The sequence below is a fragment of the Microbacterium songi genome, assembly GCF_042747925.1.
Lineage (GTDB): Bacteria > Actinomycetota > Actinomycetes > Actinomycetales > Microbacteriaceae > Microbacterium.
The window spans coordinates 228,818-244,827 of sequence record NZ_JBHZIE010000010.1 but is presented as its reverse complement, the minus strand read 5'-3'; the positions used below and the strand labels follow the sequence as shown (position 1 = coordinate 244,827).

Sequence of the window (16,010 nt, the reverse complement as noted above, 5' to 3'; positions counted from 1 at the left end):
ACCGTCGCGCAGGATTTACGGCGGCGTTACGTGGCGGCAATTCGGGGAAACCAGAATCGCTCTCGCCGCCGTCTCGAGCGGCGCTACTTGGAGGCTCCACCGTGACGATCCACCGCGGGCACCTCCTGCACATCACCGGGTCGCCGACGCTCGTGGCGGCCGCCGGGTCGCTGGTGTCGGTGCCGGACGGCGCCCTGGTCGTCGACGACCAGGGATCGATCGCGTACTCCGGGGCGTGGGCGGACGTGCCTGACGAGTGGGCCGGCCACGACGTGCGGGAGACGAGCGGATACCTCGTACCCGGCTTCGTCGACACGCACCTGCACTACCCGCAGACCTTCACCACCGACGCCTTCGGCGGAGGCCAACTGCTCGAATGGCTGGAGCGCTGCGTGTTCCCGGCCGAGACCCGACTCGCCGACCCCGACCACGCCCGGCTCGTCGCCGCCGAGTTCACACGGCGGCGCGCCGCGGTCGGGACGACGGCGGCGATGGTGTTCGGCTCGGCGTTCCCCGGGGCGCAGGACGCGCTGTTCGAGGCGGGCCTGGCGGCCGGGCTGCGCACGGTCAGCGGTCGCGGCATCCAGACCATCGGCCCGTCCTCGGCGGCCGCCCTGATCACCGACGATGACACGGCGATCGGGCTCACGCGCGACGAGATCGCGCGCTGGCACGGCCGGGATGCGGTCGGGCGCGTCGATCCTCGCCGCGCCCTCACGCAGGTGGCGGTGGTGCCGCGGTTCAGCCTCTCGGTGACCACCGAGACGCTGGCGAGACTGGGCGACCTGTACGCCGACGTGCGCGCGCAGGGCATCTACTTCCACTCGCACCTCAATGAGAACGACCGCCCCGGCGACGGGGAGATCGCCGCGGTGCGCGACGTGTACGGCGTGCACTCCTACCTCGACACCTACGACGGCCTGTTCCTGCCGGGATCGCGGCGGGGCGGCGAGAGCCTGCTCGGGCGGCGCAGCATCCTCGCGCACGCCGTGCACTGCCAGGACGGCGAACTGCACCGTCTGGCCGAGACCGGATCGTCGATCGCGCACTGCCCGACGTCGCAGCTGTTCCTCGGAAGCGGGACGATGCCGTGGCGACGCACGATCGCGTCGGGGGTGACCGTGGCGATCGGGTCCGACATCGGCGGCGGCGACGAGTGGCTGATCCCGCGCGTGCTCAACGACTGCTACAAGGTGCACATGGGCGAGGAGAGCCTGCTGGCGAGCGCGCTACACCCCGCCCAGCTGCTGTTCCTCGGCACGCTCGCCGGAGCCCGCGCGCTGGACCAGGAAGAGGTGTTCGGCAACCTCGACGCCGGCAAGGAGGCCGACTTCGTCGTGATCGAGCCCGGCGCCCAGGCGGGGTTCGAGCAGACCCTGCACCTCGCGCGCGAGCAGGGGCCGGCTGCCGAGCTCTTCACCCTGCTGATGGGCATGCGAGAGGCATCCGTCGTCGAGGTCTACGTCCGCGGCCGGCGAGTGATCGCCGGATGATCAACCGGGCCTGACTCAGCCGAGCAGATGGCGCAGGTAGCGTCCGGGCGACTCGAGGTACGAGCGCCAGTGCTGCACGAGCTCGAGGTCTTCCCACGCGGTGGGCCGCATGCCCCACGGACCGACCTCGAGGATGTGGGCTCCGGGCAGCGCCGCGAGTACGGGCGAGTGGGTCGCGCAGAGCACCTGGCCGCGCTCGGCGACGATGCGATCGAGCACCGCGATGAGCGTGAGGGTCGACGAGAAGGACAGGGCTGCCTCCGGTTCGTCGAGACAGTAGAAGCCGGGACCGTCGAAGCGCGTGTCGAGGATCGCCAGGAAGGACTCGCCGTGGCTCATCTCGTGGAACGCCGGTTCCGGGCCGTCGCCGGGGTTCGCCTCGAGGTAGGTGTAGAACGAGTGCATCGTCTCAGCGCGCAGGAAGAAGCCCCACCGGCTGCTGCCGACCCCGCGCTGCACGCGCAGCCAGTCCGACAGCGGCGATTCGGTCGGCCGTGTGCTGTGTCTCGCCGAGGCGGACCCGCCCTCGGGCGAGAAGCCGTAGGCGAGGGCGACACCCTCGAGGATCGTCGATTTGCCCGAGCCGTTCTCGCCGACGAGGAACGTCACGCCCGGCGCGAGATCGATCCCCTCGCGCAGGAACTGCGCGACCGCCGGGATCGTCGCCGGCCAGGCGCCGTGGTCGATCTCGGCTTCGGGGCGCGCCTGCACCGCGACGACCGGGGGCTGGGTGAAGCGCACGACGGCAGTCTGCCAGGGAGGTGCGACCTCCGCTCGCGCCGCCCGACGCCGGCCGCCGCCGTCTGAAGCCGGCCCCCGGCGTCCCCCGCGTCCCCCGCGTCCCCCGCCGTCCCGAACTTCTGCAGCGCGCGCTGACCACCTCGGTCGGGCCGCACACTTCCGCGGGCGGCCGCGGCAGAGTCCGCCGAATTGCAGAAGTCCGGGACGCGCCGCGATTCGGAGCGCACCCAGGTCGGCTCACGCCAGGAAGACCGCGCGCACGTCGGGGACGAGCGCGCGACCGCCCAGGGCCTCGATCTCCATCAGGACGGAGGTTCCGGCGACGATCCCGCCGATCGCGGCGAGCAGCTCGTGGGCTGCGGCGAGGGTGCCGCCGGTGGCCAGGACGTCGTCCACCAGTAGCACGCGGGTGCCGGGCTCGATGTCGTCGTGCACCTCGATGGTGGCCTCGGCGTATTCGAGGGAGAAGGCGACGGACGCCGCGGGCCGGGGCAGCTTGCCGGCTTTGCGGATCGGCACGAGGCCGACCTCCGCGGCGACGGCGATGGCACCGGCGAGCAGGAACCCGCGCGCCTCGACTCCGGCCACCACATCGAACGTGCCGGCGAACGGCTCGATCATGGCGTCGATGACGGCTCGGTGGGCCGCGGCATCCGCGAGGAGCGGTGTGATGTCGCGGAACAGCACCCCCGGCTCCGGGTAGTCGGGGATGGTGGCGATGAGCGCCTCGGCGCGGTGCAGGGCTTCGGGTGTCGGCACGCGCCCACCCTACCGGGGGCGATGGAAGCGCTTGCACCCATGCAAGCGCTTCCATTACGCTCGTCGGATGACTTCGCTCGACCTCTCCCCCTCCGGCCTCACCGCACCCGGCACCTCCAGCACCCCCGGCTCCGAGTGGTGGCGCTCCGCGGTGATCTACCAGATCTATCCCCGCTCGTTCGCCGACCAGAGCGGCGACGGCATCGGCGACCTGCCCGGCGTGACGGCGCACCTCGACGATCTCGCCGAGCTCGGCGTCGACGCCATCTGGCTGAGCCCGTTCATGGTCTCGCCGCAGAAGGATGCCGGCTACGACGTCGCGGACTACTGCGACGTCGACCCGCTCTTCGGCACGCTGGGCGACTTCGACGACATGCTCGACGCCGCCCATCGCCGCGACATCCGCGTCATCATCGATCTCGTCCCGAACCACTCGTCCGACCAGCACGAGTGGTTCCAGCAGGCTCTCGCCGCCCCGGCGGGCAGCCCCGAGCGGGCGCGCTACATGTTCCGCGACGGCAAGGGCGTCGACGGGGCCACGCCGCCGAACAACTGGGACTCGGTCTTCGGCGGTTCGGCGTGGACGCGCGTCACGGAACCCGACGGCACGCCCGGCCAGTGGTACCTGCACCTGTTCGACGAGAGCCAGCCCGACTTCGACTGGTCCAACCCCGTCGTGCACGAGGAGTTCCGTCGCATCCTGCGGTTCTGGCTCGACCGCGGCGTCGACGGCTTCCGCGTGGATGTCGCGCACGGCCTGGTCAAGGCCGACGGCCTGCCCGATTACCACGCGCCGGAGGACGGTGACTCGATGGGCGGCAACGAGCGCAACGTGCCGTACTGGGGCCAGGACGGCGTGCACGAGATCTACCGCGACTGGCACGGTGTGCTCGCCGAGTACGAGGGCGATCGCGCCCTGTGCGGCGAGGCGTGGATGCCGACCGTGGCCGAGATGGCCAAGTGGGTGCGGCCCGACGAGATGCAGCAGACGTTCAACTTCGCCTATCTCGTGAGCGACTGGAAGGCCAAGAAGCAGCGTCGGGTGATCCGCGAGTCGATCGAGGGCTTCGGCGCGGTCGGCGCGCCCAGTACCTGGGTGCTGTCGAACCACGACGTCGTGCGGCACGCCTCCCGACTCGCGCTGACCGCCGCGAGCCCGCAGGGCCAGGGCATCGGACCGGACTCCCCCGGCAAGCCGATCCCCGAGCTGGGTCTCCGGCGCGCGCGGGCCGCGACCGCGCTCATGCTCGCGCTCCCGGGCGGCGCCTATCTGTACCAGGGCGAGGAGCTCGGACTGCCAGAAGTGATCGAGCTCCCCGATGAGGTGCGTCAGGATCCGACCTGGTTCCGCACCGCCGGCGAGCGCTACGGACGGGACGGATGCCGCGTCCCGCTGCCCTGGAACGCGGACGAGCCCGCCTTCGGGTTCAACGCCACGGGCGCCGCATGGCTGCCGCAGCCCGCAGAATGGGCGGAGCTCGCCCACGACGCGCAGACCGCGGACGAGGCATCCACTCTCTCGCTCTACCGGCTGGCCCTGCGGACGCGACGTCGATACGGCCTCGGCCGCGGCGAGCTCGAGTGGCTGAGCGGCTACCGGCGCAAAGTGGTCGCGTTCCGCAACGGCGAGGTCACGGTGCTCACCAACTTCGGCCGCCGACCCGTGGTGCTGCCCGACGGCGCCCGCGTGCTGCTGGCGAGCGAGCCCCTCGAGAACGGGGCCGTGCCGCAGGACGTGACGGTCTGGCTGGTCGCGGACTGACCCCGGCATGAGCTCGATCGACGACGTCGCCCGCCTCGCGGGGGTCTCGACGGCGACGGTCTCGCGCGCCCTGAGCGGCCGGGGACCCGTCGCCGCGGACACCCGCGACCGCGTGGAGGCGGCCGCGGCCCGGCTCGGCTACGTCGTCTCGTCGTCGGCGTCGAGCCTGGCGTCCGGGCGCACGCGCAACATCGGTGTCATGGTGCCGCTGCTGGACATGTGGTTCTTCTCGACGGTGCTGAGCGGCATCACGGCCACGCTCATGCAGAGCGGCTACGACATCACGCTGTACAACCTGACGATCGACCGCGACGAGCGGGAGCGCATCTTCGACACGTTCCTGCGACGGCAGCGGGTCGACGGTGTGATCCTCATCGCCATCACGCTCGACGAACGTGAGAGCGCGCGCCTGCGCGAGCTCGACCTGCCCGTGGTGGCCATCGGCGGTCCGAGCGCCGCGGCGACCGTCGCGGCGACGACCCTCACGGTCGATGACGTCGCCGTCGGCCGTCTCGCCACGGAGCACCTGCTCGAGCAGGGGCATCGGGTGATCGCCCACATCGGGGCCGACGGCAGCGGCGACCGGCACCACGTGCCGACCCTGCGCCGCCGGGGGTTCGAGGAGGCGCTGGCGGATGCCTCGATCCCGGTGCGTCCCGAGCTCGTGGTGTCGACCGACTTCACTCTGCAGGGCGGCGCCGATGCCACACGCCTGCTGCTCGACGGCGGCGGCACCGGTGTCGCCCCGACGGCGATCTTCGCGGCCTCCGACGAACTCGCGGTCGGCGCACTGACGGCCGCGCGCGAGCGGGGCGTCCGGGTGCCCGAAGACCTCTCGGTCGTCGGAGTGGACGGTTCGGAGCTCGGTGCGTTCTTCCGGCTCACGACGGTCGACCAGTTCCCGCTCGGCCAGGGGGAGCGGGCGGCGACGACGATGCTCGCGGAGCTCGAGGCATCCGACGACCGGACGCCTCAGCCCGGCGAGACCCTGCCGTTCGAGCTCGTCGTGCGGGGCAGCACCGCGCCGCCCGCGCGCTGACGTACGTCCGTCGCGCGCACCTGTCAAGGCCCCCGACGACGGGCGGTCACGTCCGTACCTTCGGGAACATGGACACCAACGGCACGCAACCGACCGACGCCAACGGCGCGGACACGTTTCCCCACACCGGCCTCCCCGAAGCCGATTCCGTGCGGAAGGACACGACGTACGGGCCGGGCAGCGAGCGCGAGACCGAGGCGAAGCAGAACGACCCGCTGCCGGACGGTGTGGACGACGACATCGACCCCGACGACGTGCGCGCCGTGCCCGGGACCGGCGGCCCCGACGATGTCGGCGATGTCGACGTCGATCCGGCCGACCTCAATCTGCCGTTCCGCGAGTAACGCCCTCCGCGGCGCGCCGAGAGGTCCCCACCTTCTGCAGGGTGTGACGGGTGGCACCACCTGTGGCGCCTTGCCCGGCGCGGCACATCGTTCTGCAGAAGTCCGGGACGGGTCGCGCCGTCGAACCCCCACCGAACCCGGCCGCGAACACCGCGTAACGACCCCGCGTAGGCTCACCCCATGACGATCGACCTCGAAGCGCTGTACATCGACCTGCACCGGCATCCTGAGCTGTCGTTCCAGGAGACGCGGACGGCCGGCGTGATCGCTGCGCACCTCGCCGATCTCGGCATCGACTTCGAGGAGGGCATCGGCAAGACGGGCATCGTCGCGATCATCCGCAACCCGTCGGCGGACTCGGAGAGGGGCGAAGGCCCCGTCGTCTGGCTGCGCGCCGACATGGACGCCCTGCCCGTGCCGGAGCAGACCGGCCTGCCGTACGCGAGCACCGCACGCGGCACCGATCCGGCCGGCAACGACGTGCCCGTCATGCACGCGTGCGGCCACGACATGCACGTGACGGCGATGCTGGGCGCGCTCGAGCACCTCGTGAACGCGAAGGACGAGTGGTCGGGCACCGTCGTGGCCGTCTTCCAGCCCGCGGAGGAGTACGGCGCCGGCGCCCAGGCGATGATCGCCGACGGCGTGATGGAACGGTTCCCCACGCCCGACATCGTGCTCGGCCAGCACCTCACCCCGCTTCCCGCCGGATTGATCGGCGTGCGCCCCGGCACGCAGATGGCCGCCTCCGACGGGTTGACCGTCACCCTGCACGGCCGCGGCGGACACGGCTCGCGCCCGCACTCCACGATCGATCCCATCGTGATGGCCGCGGCGACCGTGATGCGCCTGCAGACGATCGTCTCTCGTGAGATCGACCCGCGCGACGTCGCGGTGGTCACCGTCGGATCGATCCACGCGGGCCTGAAGAACAACATCATCCCGGCCGAGGCGAAGCTCGAACTCAGCCTGCGATACCCCGACGACACGGCGCGCACGCGACTGCTCGCGAAGGTCGAGCGTGTCATCTTCGCGGAGGCGGACGCGTCGGGGGCGGAGCGGCCGCCGACGATCACGACCGACCACACCCTCCCGCCGACGATCAACGACGCCACCGCCACCGCGCGTCTCACCGAGTCCTTCGAGCGCGCCTTCGGCGAGGGCAGCGTCGTCGATCCCGGCATGTTCACCGGCAGCGAGGACGTCTCGTGGTTCGCCCGCGAGACCGGCGTGCCGTTGATCTACTGGTTCTGGGGCGGCGTCGATCCGCAGACGTACACGGATGCGGCCGCCGCCGGCACCATCGAACGCGACATCCCGACGAACCATTCGCCGTTCTTCGCGCCGGTGCTCCACCCGACCATCGAGCGCGGAGTCGAGAACCTCGTCGTCGCCGCCAAGGAGTTCTTGGGCGGCGCCGCGCGCTGAGCGTCCGACGCACTCCGGCCGCGCGACCCGTCCCGCTCAGCGGCGGGGAGTCCGGCCCGACGGTCGGGGGTCGTCACCCGACGCGCGCTCGAGGTCTTCGGCCGCCGACCAGCCCTGCGCGGCATCCGGTCCGTCGAAGGCGCCGCGCGCGAACCGCATGCCGACGTCCTCGTGGGTGGCGCGCGGCGGCCCACCGCGACGCGTGGACGCGCGGGCGCTCCAGGCGTCGTCGGCGAACCCGCCCCCGCGGAACACCCGGTAATCGCCGTAGCGGGCCGGGTCGAGGAGGTCCCAGCACCACTCCCACACGTTGCCGAGAGTGTCGAAGAGCCCGTTCAGGTTCGGCAGCTTCCCCCCGACCTCCTGCGGCCGGCTCACCCCGTCGGCGCTCGTCCAGGCGATCTCGGCGAGCGGTCCGTAGTGAGGCTTGGTCGAGCCGGCCCGGCAGGCGTACTCCCACTCCGCCTCCGTCGGCAGACGATAGCCGTCGGAGTCCACGTGCCACGTGACCTGGTCGCCGTCGTACGTGTACGCGGGGTCGAGGCCCTCCCACTCGGATGCCGCGTTGCACAACCGGATCGCCCGCAGCCAGCTGAGCTCGACCGCGGGCCGGCGCGGGTGCTCGGCGGCCTCGCCGAGCAGCTCGGCGACCTGCTCCTCGGTGACGGCGAACACGCCGATCGCGAACGGCTCGAGCCGGGCCGTACGCCTCAGCGAGCGCCGCGCGTCGGGCAGCACCACCTCGCCCGCCGCGATGCCCTGCATGTCTATGTCGCGCACTGCGGAAGTATGGCATGCGACACGCAGAACACGATCCGGTGACGTGCCGCCTGCCAGATTGCGCTGATGTGCCGACAGGCGTAGTGTCGCGCGGCGTGACCAACGACAGCACGGAGCCGCTCGACGAGACTCCGATCGCGAAGCGACTCATCATCGGTGAGCCCCTCACGAGCGAAGCGCTCGACGAGCAGCTTCTGCCCAAGAAGATGGCGCTGCCGATCTTCGCGTCCGATGCACTGTCGTCCGTGGCCTACGCGCCGCAGGAACTGCTGATGATCCTGCTGATCGGCGGCCTCAGCTTCCTGGCGTTCAGCCCGTGGATCGCCGCGGCCGTTGTCTTCCTGCTCATCGTCGTGGTCGTCAGCTACCGGCAGCTCATCAAGGCGTACCCGTCGGGCGGCGGTGACTACGAGGTGGCATCGAAGAACCTCGGCGAAGTGCCCGCCGTGGTCGTGGCATCCGCTCTCCTCGTGGATTACGTGCTGACCGTGGCCGTGTCGGTGGCGTCGGGTGTCGACAACATCATCTCGGCGCTCCCGGGCCTGAACCCCCTGCGCGTCGAACTGGCCGTGGTCTTCATCATCATCATCGTCATCGTGAACCTGCGCGGCGTGCGCGAGGCGTCGCTCGTCTTCGCGATTCCGACGTACCTCTTCATCGGCTCGGTCGTCGTGATGATCGTGGTGGGCGTGATCCGCATGATCCTGGGCGACCCGCCCGTTGCGAGCAGTGCGCAGTACGCCGTGCAGGCGGAGAGCCTGAGTCAGGCAGCCGTCATCCTGCTGATCCTGCGCGCCTTCTCGAGCGGATGCTCCGCCCTGACCGGTGTCGAGGCCGTCTCGAACGGCGTGCCCGCGTTCCGCAAGCCCAAGGTGCGCAACGCCCAGACGACCCTCACGCTCATGGGCACCATCGCGATCGTGATGTTCGCCGGGCTCACGCTGCTGGCGCTCGTCTCGGGCGTGCACTACGCCGAGAACCCCTGTCACCTCATCGGCTTCGACTGCGCGAACAACCCGCAGCCGAGTCTCATGGCGCAGGTCGCCTCCGCGACGTTCGGCATGGGCTCGATCCCCTTCTACATCATCCAGGCCGCGACCGCCCTGGTGCTGCTGCTCGCCGCGAACACGGCGTTCAACGGCTTCCCGCTGCTGGGGTCGGTGCTCGCCCGCGACGGGTACGCACCGAAGGCGCTCAACACCCGCGGCGACCGGCTCGTCTACTCCAACGGCATGATCCTGCTCGGACTGGGCGCGATCCTGGTCGAGATCGTCTACCAGGCGAATCTGACGAACCTCATCCAGCTGTACATCATCGGGGTGTTCGTGTCGTTCTCCCTCGGCCAGATCGGAATGATCAGGCACTGGCGCCGCGGCCTGCGAGAGCTCCGCGCACTGCCGGAGGAGGCGAGGGCGCAGAAGTCCGCGCGCGCCGAGGAGTTCGAGCTGCGCAAGGGACTCGTGATCAACTCCATCGGCGCGACGATGACCGTCGCCGTGCTGGTGATCGTGACGATCACCAAGTTCACGCACGGAGCCTGGCTGGTCTTCCTGGCGATCCCCGTGCTCGCAGTGCTCATGATCGGCGTGCACCGCTACTACCGCGACGTCGAGGCCGAGATCGAGCCCGATGACCAGACGCACTTCGGATCGGAGGGCGACGTGGCCCTCATCCTGGTGAACCGCCTGCAGAAGCCCGTGATCAAGGCCCTGGACTACGCGCTCGCCGCCAAGCACGAGAACACGTTCGCGATCCACGTCTCGGTCAACAAGGAGGAGACCGATCGGCTGCAGCAGCAGTGGATCGACCACCGGATCCCCGTGCAGCTGGTGATCATCGAGTCGCCGTACCGCACGTTCGCGGGCCCCGTGGCCGGCTTCATCAAGAAGTACCGCGAGAAGCACGGCTCTTCGGTGGTGACCGTCTACCTGCCGCAGTACATCGTGGGTCACTGGTGGGAGTCGGTGCTGCACAACCGGCGCGCACGGCGCATCGGCCAGCAGCTGATGATGATCCACGGCGTCTCGATCAACCTCGTCCCGTGGTTGCTGGATTCGACCGAGCTCATCTACGGCAGGCGGTCCCGCCCTCTGCCCGGCCAGGAGCGCAGCGGACAGATCCCCGTGGAATCGCCCGCACACGCGCGTCGGGTCTCGAGGCCGGCCGGTCCGCCCGAGACCGAGCGCACCGATACGTCCGCCTGAGTCGCGGGGCCCGTCTCAGGCTTCGCGCACCTCGGGGATGCCGGCCAACGCGCAGACGGCGCCGATCACGAGCAGCACCGGAGCTGCGAGGATGCCGCACCAGAAGCTGCGCCCGACGGACCCGGTCGGCAGAAGCGCCGCCACGACGGCGATGGCCGTGAGCAGCACGCCCGCGACCGCCATGATCGGCTGACCGAAGACCGCCGCGAGCGGGAGGAAGTGGATGCCCACGATCGCGAGGATCAGAGGGGCGATGAGGTCGGACCGCTTCCTGCGGGCCGCCCAGAAAGCGAGCCCGGCGCAGAGGACGACCTCGACCCAGAACACCGTCAGGTAGACCGCGAACGCCCCGGTCGACGGGTCGATGGCCGTCGGCGAATCCCAGTGGCGGATGGCGACCGGGATTGTGATGCCCGCCAGGGCGGCGCCGGCGAGGCTGAAGAGACCGAGGATGACCCGCCAGGCGACCCGCGGCGGCGGCTTCTCCTGGGCCCATCCAGCCCAGACGAACGCGGCGACCCCGAAGATCGCGCCCGTCATCACCAGGTCGCGCGCGTAGCTGAGATCGAACACGGGTATCCCCTCGTCGGCCGTGCCGCCCACCCTATCCGCCCGTGTCCGCGGGCCGGGAGCATCCTCGCCGCGCGGAGTCCGTGAGCAAATCAGCGCACGCCGTATGGAAACCGTGAGGACGACGGATGCCGCATCCGTCCGGGTGTTGCATCGAGAAGTGCCCCACCGCGGGCACCCGCGCCACAGCAGTCGCGCGGCAGCAGTCCCGGCGATGCCGGATGTTACGGGAGTTCCTGTGCTCGATGTGATCTACCTCGCCGCGACGCTCGCGCTGTTCGCGATCGTCGCCCTCGTCGCGAGAGGCGTGGAAAAGCTGTGATCGTCTTCTCGATCCTCGCCGCCGTCCTCGCCGTGGGCGGCATCGCCTACCTCGTGGTCGCCCTCCTGAAGCCGGAGCGCTTCTGATGGCCGCGCCTCTGCCCGCCGACGCCGTCTGGTTCGGCGTCCTGCAGATCTCGGGCATCGTCCTCCTCCTGGTCCTGCTCTACCGTCCGCTCGGCGACTGGATCGCCCGCACCTACACGAGCGCGAAGCACTGGCGCGTCGAGCGCGGCACGTACCGTCTCGTCGGCGTCGACCCTCAGGCCGAGCAGACGTGGCGCGCCTACGCCCGCGGCGTGCTGGCGTTCTCGGTCGTGGGCGTGCTGTTCGTCTACGCGCTGCAGCGGGCCCAAGCCGTGCTGCCCTACTCACTGGGCCTCCCCGCCGTGCCCGAGGGCCTCGCCTTCAACACCGCGGTCTCGTTCGTGACGAACACGAACTGGCAGTCCTACTCCCCCGAGCTGACGCTGGGCTACACCGTGCAGCTCGCCGGACTCGCCGTGCAGAACTTCGTCTCGGCCTCCGTCGGCATCGCCGTCGCGATCGCCGTGGTCCGCGGCTTCGCGCGCCACGGGTCGGCGACGATCGGCAACTTCTGGGTCGACCTCGTGCGCGGCATCACCCGCATCCTGCTCCCCCTCGCGATCATCTCGGCGATCGCGTTGCTGGCGGCCGGCGTCGTGCAGAACTTCGCCGGCTTCACCGACGTGAGCACGCTCACGGGCGGTTCGCAGTCGATCCCGGGCGGCCCGGTGGCTTCGCAGGAGGCGATCAAGGAGCTCGGCACGAACGGCGGCGGATTCTTCAACGTCAATTCCGCGCACCCGTTCGAGAACCCCGCACCGTGGACGAACGCGGTCGAGATCCTGCTGCTGCTCGCGATCCCGTTCGCGATGCCGCGCGCCTTCGGCAGGATGGTCGGCGACAACCGCCAGGGCTACGCGATCGTCGCGGTCATGGCCACGATCTTCCTCGTCACGATCACCGCCGGCGTCTGGCTCGAGTCGCTCGGGCAGGGCACCGCCCCCCAGCTCGCCGGTGCGCCGATGGAAGGCAAGGAGCAGCGCTTCGGCATCGTCGGATCCGCGCTGTTCGCCGGGGCGACGACCCTCACCTCGACGGGTGCGGTCAACTCGATGCACGACTCCTACACGGCGCTCGGCGGAATGATGCCGATGATCAACATGATGCTCGGCGAGGTCGCCCCCGGCGGCGTCGGATCGGGCCTGTACGGAATGCTCGTGCTGGCGATCATCGCGGTGTTCGTCGGCGGTCTGCTGGTGGGACGCACCCCCGAGTACCTCGGCAAGAAGATCGGACCCCGCGAGATCAAGCTCGCGAGCCTCTACATCCTCGTGACGCCGACCCTCGTGCTCGTGGGCACCGCACTCAGCTTCGCGATCCCGCCCGTGCGCGCCGACATCGAGAGCACCTCGATCTGGAACCCCGGCATCCACGGGTTGAGCGAAGTGCTCTACGCCTTCACGTCGGCGGCCAACAACAACGGCTCGGCGTTCGCGGGGCTCACGGCCAGCACGCCGTGGCTCAACACCGCGCTCGGCGTCGCGATGCTGCTCGGCCGGTTCGTTCCGATCGTGCTGGCCCTCGGGCTGGCGGGCTCCCTCGCCGCCCAGCAGAAGATGCCGACCAACGTCGGCACGCTGCCCACCCACCGCCCGCAGTTCGTCGGCCTCCTGGTCGTCGTGGCGGTCATCATCACCGCTCTCACCTACTTCCCGGTGCTCACACTGGGTCCCCTGGCGGAAGGCCTCGTCTGACATGTCCGTGCTCATCAACTCCACTCCCGAGGCGACCCGGCCCGCGCCGGTCCGCGCGTTCGGCGCACGCCAGCTCTGGCAGGCGCTCCCGGGTGCTCTGCGCAAGCTCAACCCCGCCGCGCTCTGGCGCAACCCCGTCATGTTCCTCGTCTGGGTCGGCGCAGCCCTCACCACGGTGATCGCGGTCGCCGAGCCGTTCCTCGGCGGGCCCGAGACGTCGGGCGGAGCATCCGTGCCCGCGGGCTTCACCTGGGGCATCGCGATCTGGCTGTGGCTGACGGTCGTCTTCGCCAACCTCGCCGAATCGGTGGCCGAGGGCCGCGGCAAGGCGCAGGCCGCGAGCCTGCGCAAGACCCGCACCAGCACGATGGCGCGTCGCGTCTCCTCCTACGACGAGGGGACGGATGCTGCCGCCGATGCCTCGGCCATCGAAGAGGTGTCGTCGGCCGACCTCCGCCTCGGCGACGTCGTCATCGTGACCGCCGGCGAGCTCATCCCCGGTGACGGCGACATCGTCTCGGGCATCGCCACGGTCGACGAATCGGCGATCACCGGCGAGTCCGCGCCGGTCGTGCGCGAATCGGGGGGCGACCGCAGCGCGGTCACCGGCGGCACCCGCGTGCTGTCGGACCGCATCGTGGTGCGCATCACCTCGAAGCCCGGCGAGACCTTCGTCGACCGGATGATCGCGCTCGTCGAGGGTGCGAGCCGGCAGAAGACACCGAATGAGATCGCGCTGAACATCCTGCTCGCGAGCCTGTCGATCGTCTTCCTCGTGGTCGTGCTGACGCTGAACCCGATCGCCTCGTACGCGGCCTCGCCGGTCAGCATCCCCGTGCTGATCGCCCTGCTGGTGTGCCTCATCCCCACCACGATCGGCGCCCTGCTGTCGGCCATCGGCATCGCCGGCATGGACCGTCTCGTGCAGCGCAACGTGCTGGCGATGTCGGGCCGCGCGGTCGAGGCCGCCGGCGACGTCACGACCCTGCTGCTCGACAAGACGGGCACGATCACGTACGGCAACCGTCGGGCGACCGACTTCGTGCGCCTCGACGGTGTCGGCGAAGACGAACTGGCCCGCGCCGCGGCGCTCTCGTCCCTGGCCGACCCCACCCCCGAGGGCACGTCGGTCGTCGAACTGGCCGCCTCGCGCGGCATCGTCCCCGAGCGCATCCCCGGCGCCGTCTTCGTGCCGTTCACCGCGCAGACCCGCATGAGCGGACTCGATCTGCCGGACGGCACCCAGGTGCGCAAGGGTGCCGGCTCGGCGGTCGCCGCCTGGCTCGAGGCATCCGGTGTCACCCTCGCCCCCGCCACGCGCGCCCAGGTCACGACCGAGACCGAAGCCATCGCGCAGAGCGGCGGCACGCCGCTCGTCGTCGCGACCCTGGCCGCGAACGGAGAAGGCCGGGTGCTCGGGGTGATCCACCTCAAGGACGTCGTCAAAGAGGGACTGCGCGAACGATTCGCAGAGCTCCGCAGCATGGGCATCCGCACGGTGATGATCACGGGCGACAACCCGCTCACCGCCAAGGCGATCGCCGCCGAGGCGGGCGTCGACGACTATCTCGCCGAAGCCACACCCGAAGACAAGCTGGCCCTCATCGCCCGCGAGCAGGAGGGCGGCAATCTCGTCGCCATGACCGGAGACGGCACGAACGACGCGCCCGCCCTCGCGCAGGCCGACGTCGGCGTCGCCATGAACACGGGCACCTCGGCCGCGAAGGAGGCCGGCAACATGGTCGACCTCGACAGCGACCCGACCAAGCTGATCGACATCGTGCGCATCGGCAAGCAGCTGCTCATCACGCGCGGCGCCCTCACCACCTTCTCGCTGGCCAACGACATCGCGAAGTACTTCGCGATCATCCCCGCGATGTTCATGGCGGTCTTCCCCGGGCTCGCGGCGCTGAACATCATGCAGCTGCACTCGCCCGCATCGGCCGTGACGAGCGCGATCATCTTCAACGCGATCGTGATCGTCGTCCTGATCCCCCTCGCCCTCCGCGGAGTCAAATACCGCGCGGCGAGCGCGTCGCAGATCCTCAGCCGCAACCTGCTCGTCTACGGTCTCGGCGGAGTGATCGCCCCCTTCATCGGCATCAAGCTCATCGACCTCGTCGTGAGTCTCATCCCGGGCTTCTGACCCGGTCAGCAAGGAGAAACACCATGTCCACCGCACGCGTTACCCTGCGCACCACCGGCGTCGCCATCCGCGCCATGCTCGTCTTCACGCTCGTGCTCGGCGTCGGCTACACGCTGCTGATCACGGCCATCGGCCAGCTCGCCCTGCCCTGGCAGGCGAACGGCTCGCTGATCACCACCTCGGCAGGCACCGCGACCGGTTCCGCCCTCATCGGCCAGTCGTTCGTCGACGCCGACGGCAACCCGCTCCCCGAGTACTTCCAGTCGCGTCCCTCGGCCGCGGGCGACGGCTACGACGGCGGCGCCTCCAGCGGCAGCAACCTCGGCCCCGAGAACGCCGACCTCATCGCCTCGATCAGCGAGCGACGCGATGCGATCGCCGCGTTCGAGGGCGTCGATCCCGCGGCCGTGCCCCCCGATGCCCTGACGGCTTCCGCATCGGGTCTCGATCCCGACATCAGCCCCGCCTACGCGCGGCTGCAGGTCGAGCGCATCGCCGAGGCGCGCGGGCTCCCCGTCGCAGAGGTCCGCGATCTCGTGGAGTCTAGGATTCAGGCGAGAGATCTCGGGTTCCTCGGCGAACCCCGCGTGAACGTGCTGCAGCTGAACCTGGCGCTCGACGCCCTGCAGGGCTGAGCGCGCG

Annotated in this window: 14 protein-coding genes; 10 read left to right on the top strand and 4 right to left on the bottom strand. The window is 70.4% G+C overall.

The window, feature by feature from the left end; genetic code table 11:
• Positions 1 to 101 precede the first annotated feature (101 nt).
• On the top strand, positions 102 to 1,493 hold the full coding sequence (locus ACFM35_RS12240) for an amidohydrolase family protein (RefSeq protein WP_378842391.1): 1,392 nt from the start codon (positions 102 to 104) through the stop codon (positions 1,491 to 1,493).
• A 15-nt stretch (positions 1,494 to 1,508) separates the two neighbouring features.
• Here the strand turns inward: ACFM35_RS12240 and ACFM35_RS12235 are convergent, their stop codons facing one another.
• On the bottom strand, positions 1,509 to 2,234 hold the full coding sequence (locus ACFM35_RS12235; RefSeq protein ID WP_378842389.1) for an AAA family ATPase: 726 nt from the start codon (positions 2,232 to 2,234) through the stop codon (positions 1,509 to 1,511).
• Between the two features lie 237 nt (positions 2,235 to 2,471).
• A complete protein-coding gene (locus ACFM35_RS12230; protein ID WP_378842387.1) occupies positions 2,472 to 2,993 on the bottom strand; it encodes an adenine phosphoribosyltransferase in 522 nt (173 codons plus the stop codon).
• A gap of 67 nt (positions 2,994 to 3,060) precedes the next feature.
• Between ACFM35_RS12230 and ACFM35_RS12225 the strand changes: the two genes are divergently transcribed.
• The 4 genes from ACFM35_RS12225 to ACFM35_RS12210 all read left to right on the top strand — a co-directional run bounded on the left by ACFM35_RS12225 (position 3,061) and on the right by ACFM35_RS12210 (position 7,566).
• Complete coding sequence (locus ACFM35_RS12225) at positions 3,061 to 4,755, top strand: glycoside hydrolase family 13 protein (RefSeq protein WP_378842385.1); 1,695 nt, start codon at positions 3,061 to 3,063, stop codon at positions 4,753 to 4,755.
• Between the two features lie 7 nt (positions 4,756 to 4,762).
• On the top strand, positions 4,763 to 5,794 hold the full coding sequence (locus ACFM35_RS12220) for a LacI family DNA-binding transcriptional regulator (protein WP_378842383.1): 1,032 nt from the start codon (positions 4,763 to 4,765) through the stop codon (positions 5,792 to 5,794).
• Positions 5,795 to 5,862: 68 nt separating this feature from the next.
• Positions 5,863 to 6,138 (top strand): hypothetical protein, encoded by a 276-nt coding sequence (locus ACFM35_RS12215; protein WP_378842381.1) that lies wholly within the window; start codon positions 5,863 to 5,865, stop codon positions 6,136 to 6,138.
• Positions 6,139 to 6,318: 180 nt separating this feature from the next.
• Positions 6,319 to 7,566 carry an amidohydrolase gene (locus tag ACFM35_RS12210; protein ID WP_378842379.1) on the top strand — a complete coding sequence of 416 codons (1,248 nt, stop codon included), beginning with the start codon at positions 6,319 to 6,321 and terminating at the stop codon, positions 7,564 to 7,566.
• A 36-nt stretch (positions 7,567 to 7,602) separates the two neighbouring features.
• Here ACFM35_RS12210 and ACFM35_RS12205 read toward each other — a convergent pair whose 3' ends face one another.
• Entirely contained in the window at positions 7,603 to 8,331 is a 729-nt protein-coding gene (locus ACFM35_RS12205; RefSeq protein ID WP_378843020.1) for a formylglycine-generating enzyme family protein, read from the bottom strand.
• Between the two features lie 110 nt (positions 8,332 to 8,441).
• Between ACFM35_RS12205 and ACFM35_RS12200 the strand changes: the two genes are divergently transcribed.
• Positions 8,442 to 10,550: an APC family permease gene (locus ACFM35_RS12200; RefSeq protein ID WP_378842377.1), complete on the top strand. Its 2,109-nt coding sequence runs from the start codon at positions 8,442 to 8,444 to the stop codon at positions 10,548 to 10,550.
• 15 nt (positions 10,551 to 10,565) lie between these two features.
• Here ACFM35_RS12200 and ACFM35_RS12195 read toward each other — a convergent pair whose 3' ends face one another.
• Positions 10,566 to 11,123 (bottom strand): hypothetical protein, encoded by a 558-nt coding sequence (locus ACFM35_RS12195; protein WP_378842376.1) that lies wholly within the window; start codon positions 11,121 to 11,123, stop codon positions 10,566 to 10,568.
• A gap of 315 nt (positions 11,124 to 11,438) precedes the next feature.
• Between ACFM35_RS12195 and kdpF the strand changes: the two genes are divergently transcribed.
• The 4 genes from kdpF to kdpC are packed head-to-tail and all read left to right on the top strand — an operon-like array spanning position 11,439 to position 16,003.
• Complete coding sequence (gene kdpF / locus ACFM35_RS12190; RefSeq protein ID WP_378842374.1) at positions 11,439 to 11,528, top strand: K(+)-transporting ATPase subunit F; 90 nt, start codon at positions 11,439 to 11,441, stop codon at positions 11,526 to 11,528.
• Positions 11,528 to 13,222 carry a potassium-transporting ATPase subunit KdpA gene (gene kdpA, locus ACFM35_RS12185; protein WP_378842372.1) on the top strand — a complete coding sequence of 565 codons (1,695 nt, stop codon included), beginning with the start codon at positions 11,528 to 11,530 and terminating at the stop codon, positions 13,220 to 13,222. Before kdpF ends, kdpA begins: the two co-directional genes overlap by 1 nt.
• Before the next feature lies 1 nt (position 13,223).
• Positions 13,224 to 15,368: a potassium-transporting ATPase subunit KdpB gene (kdpB, locus tag ACFM35_RS12180; protein WP_378842370.1), complete on the top strand. Its 2,145-nt coding sequence runs from the start codon at positions 13,224 to 13,226 to the stop codon at positions 15,366 to 15,368.
• A gap of 23 nt (positions 15,369 to 15,391) precedes the next feature.
• Positions 15,392 to 16,003, top strand: coding sequence for a potassium-transporting ATPase subunit KdpC (gene kdpC / locus ACFM35_RS12175; protein ID WP_378842368.1), 612 nt, complete (start codon positions 15,392 to 15,394; stop codon positions 16,001 to 16,003).
• Positions 16,004 to 16,010: the final 7 nt, after the last annotated feature.

What these genes read in the sequence shown, in the direction of transcription:
- kdpB (WP_378842370.1), top strand. Translation starts at nt 13,224, where the DNA reads ATGTCCGTGCTCATCAACTCCACTCCCGAGGCGACCCGGCCCGCGCCG.
- ACFM35_RS12210 (WP_378842379.1), top strand. Translation starts at nt 6,319, where the DNA reads ATGACGATCGACCTCGAAGCGCTGTACATCGACCTGCACCGGCATCCT.
- ACFM35_RS12225 (WP_378842385.1), top strand. Translation starts at nt 3,061, where the DNA reads ATGACTTCGCTCGACCTCTCCCCCTCCGGCCTCACCGCACCCGGCACC.
- kdpC (WP_378842368.1), top strand. Translation starts at nt 15,392, where the DNA reads ATGTCCACCGCACGCGTTACCCTGCGCACCACCGGCGTCGCCATCCGC.
- ACFM35_RS12205 (WP_378843020.1), bottom strand. Translation starts at nt 8,331, where the DNA reads ATGCAGGGCATCGCGGCGGGCGAGGTGGTGCTGCCCGACGCGCGGCGC.
- kdpA (WP_378842372.1), top strand. Translation starts at nt 11,528, where the DNA reads ATGGCCGCGCCTCTGCCCGCCGACGCCGTCTGGTTCGGCGTCCTGCAG.
- ACFM35_RS12215 (WP_378842381.1), top strand. Translation starts at nt 5,863, where the DNA reads ATGGACACCAACGGCACGCAACCGACCGACGCCAACGGCGCGGACACG.
- ACFM35_RS12220 (WP_378842383.1), top strand. Translation starts at nt 4,763, where the DNA reads ATGAGCTCGATCGACGACGTCGCCCGCCTCGCGGGGGTCTCGACGGCG.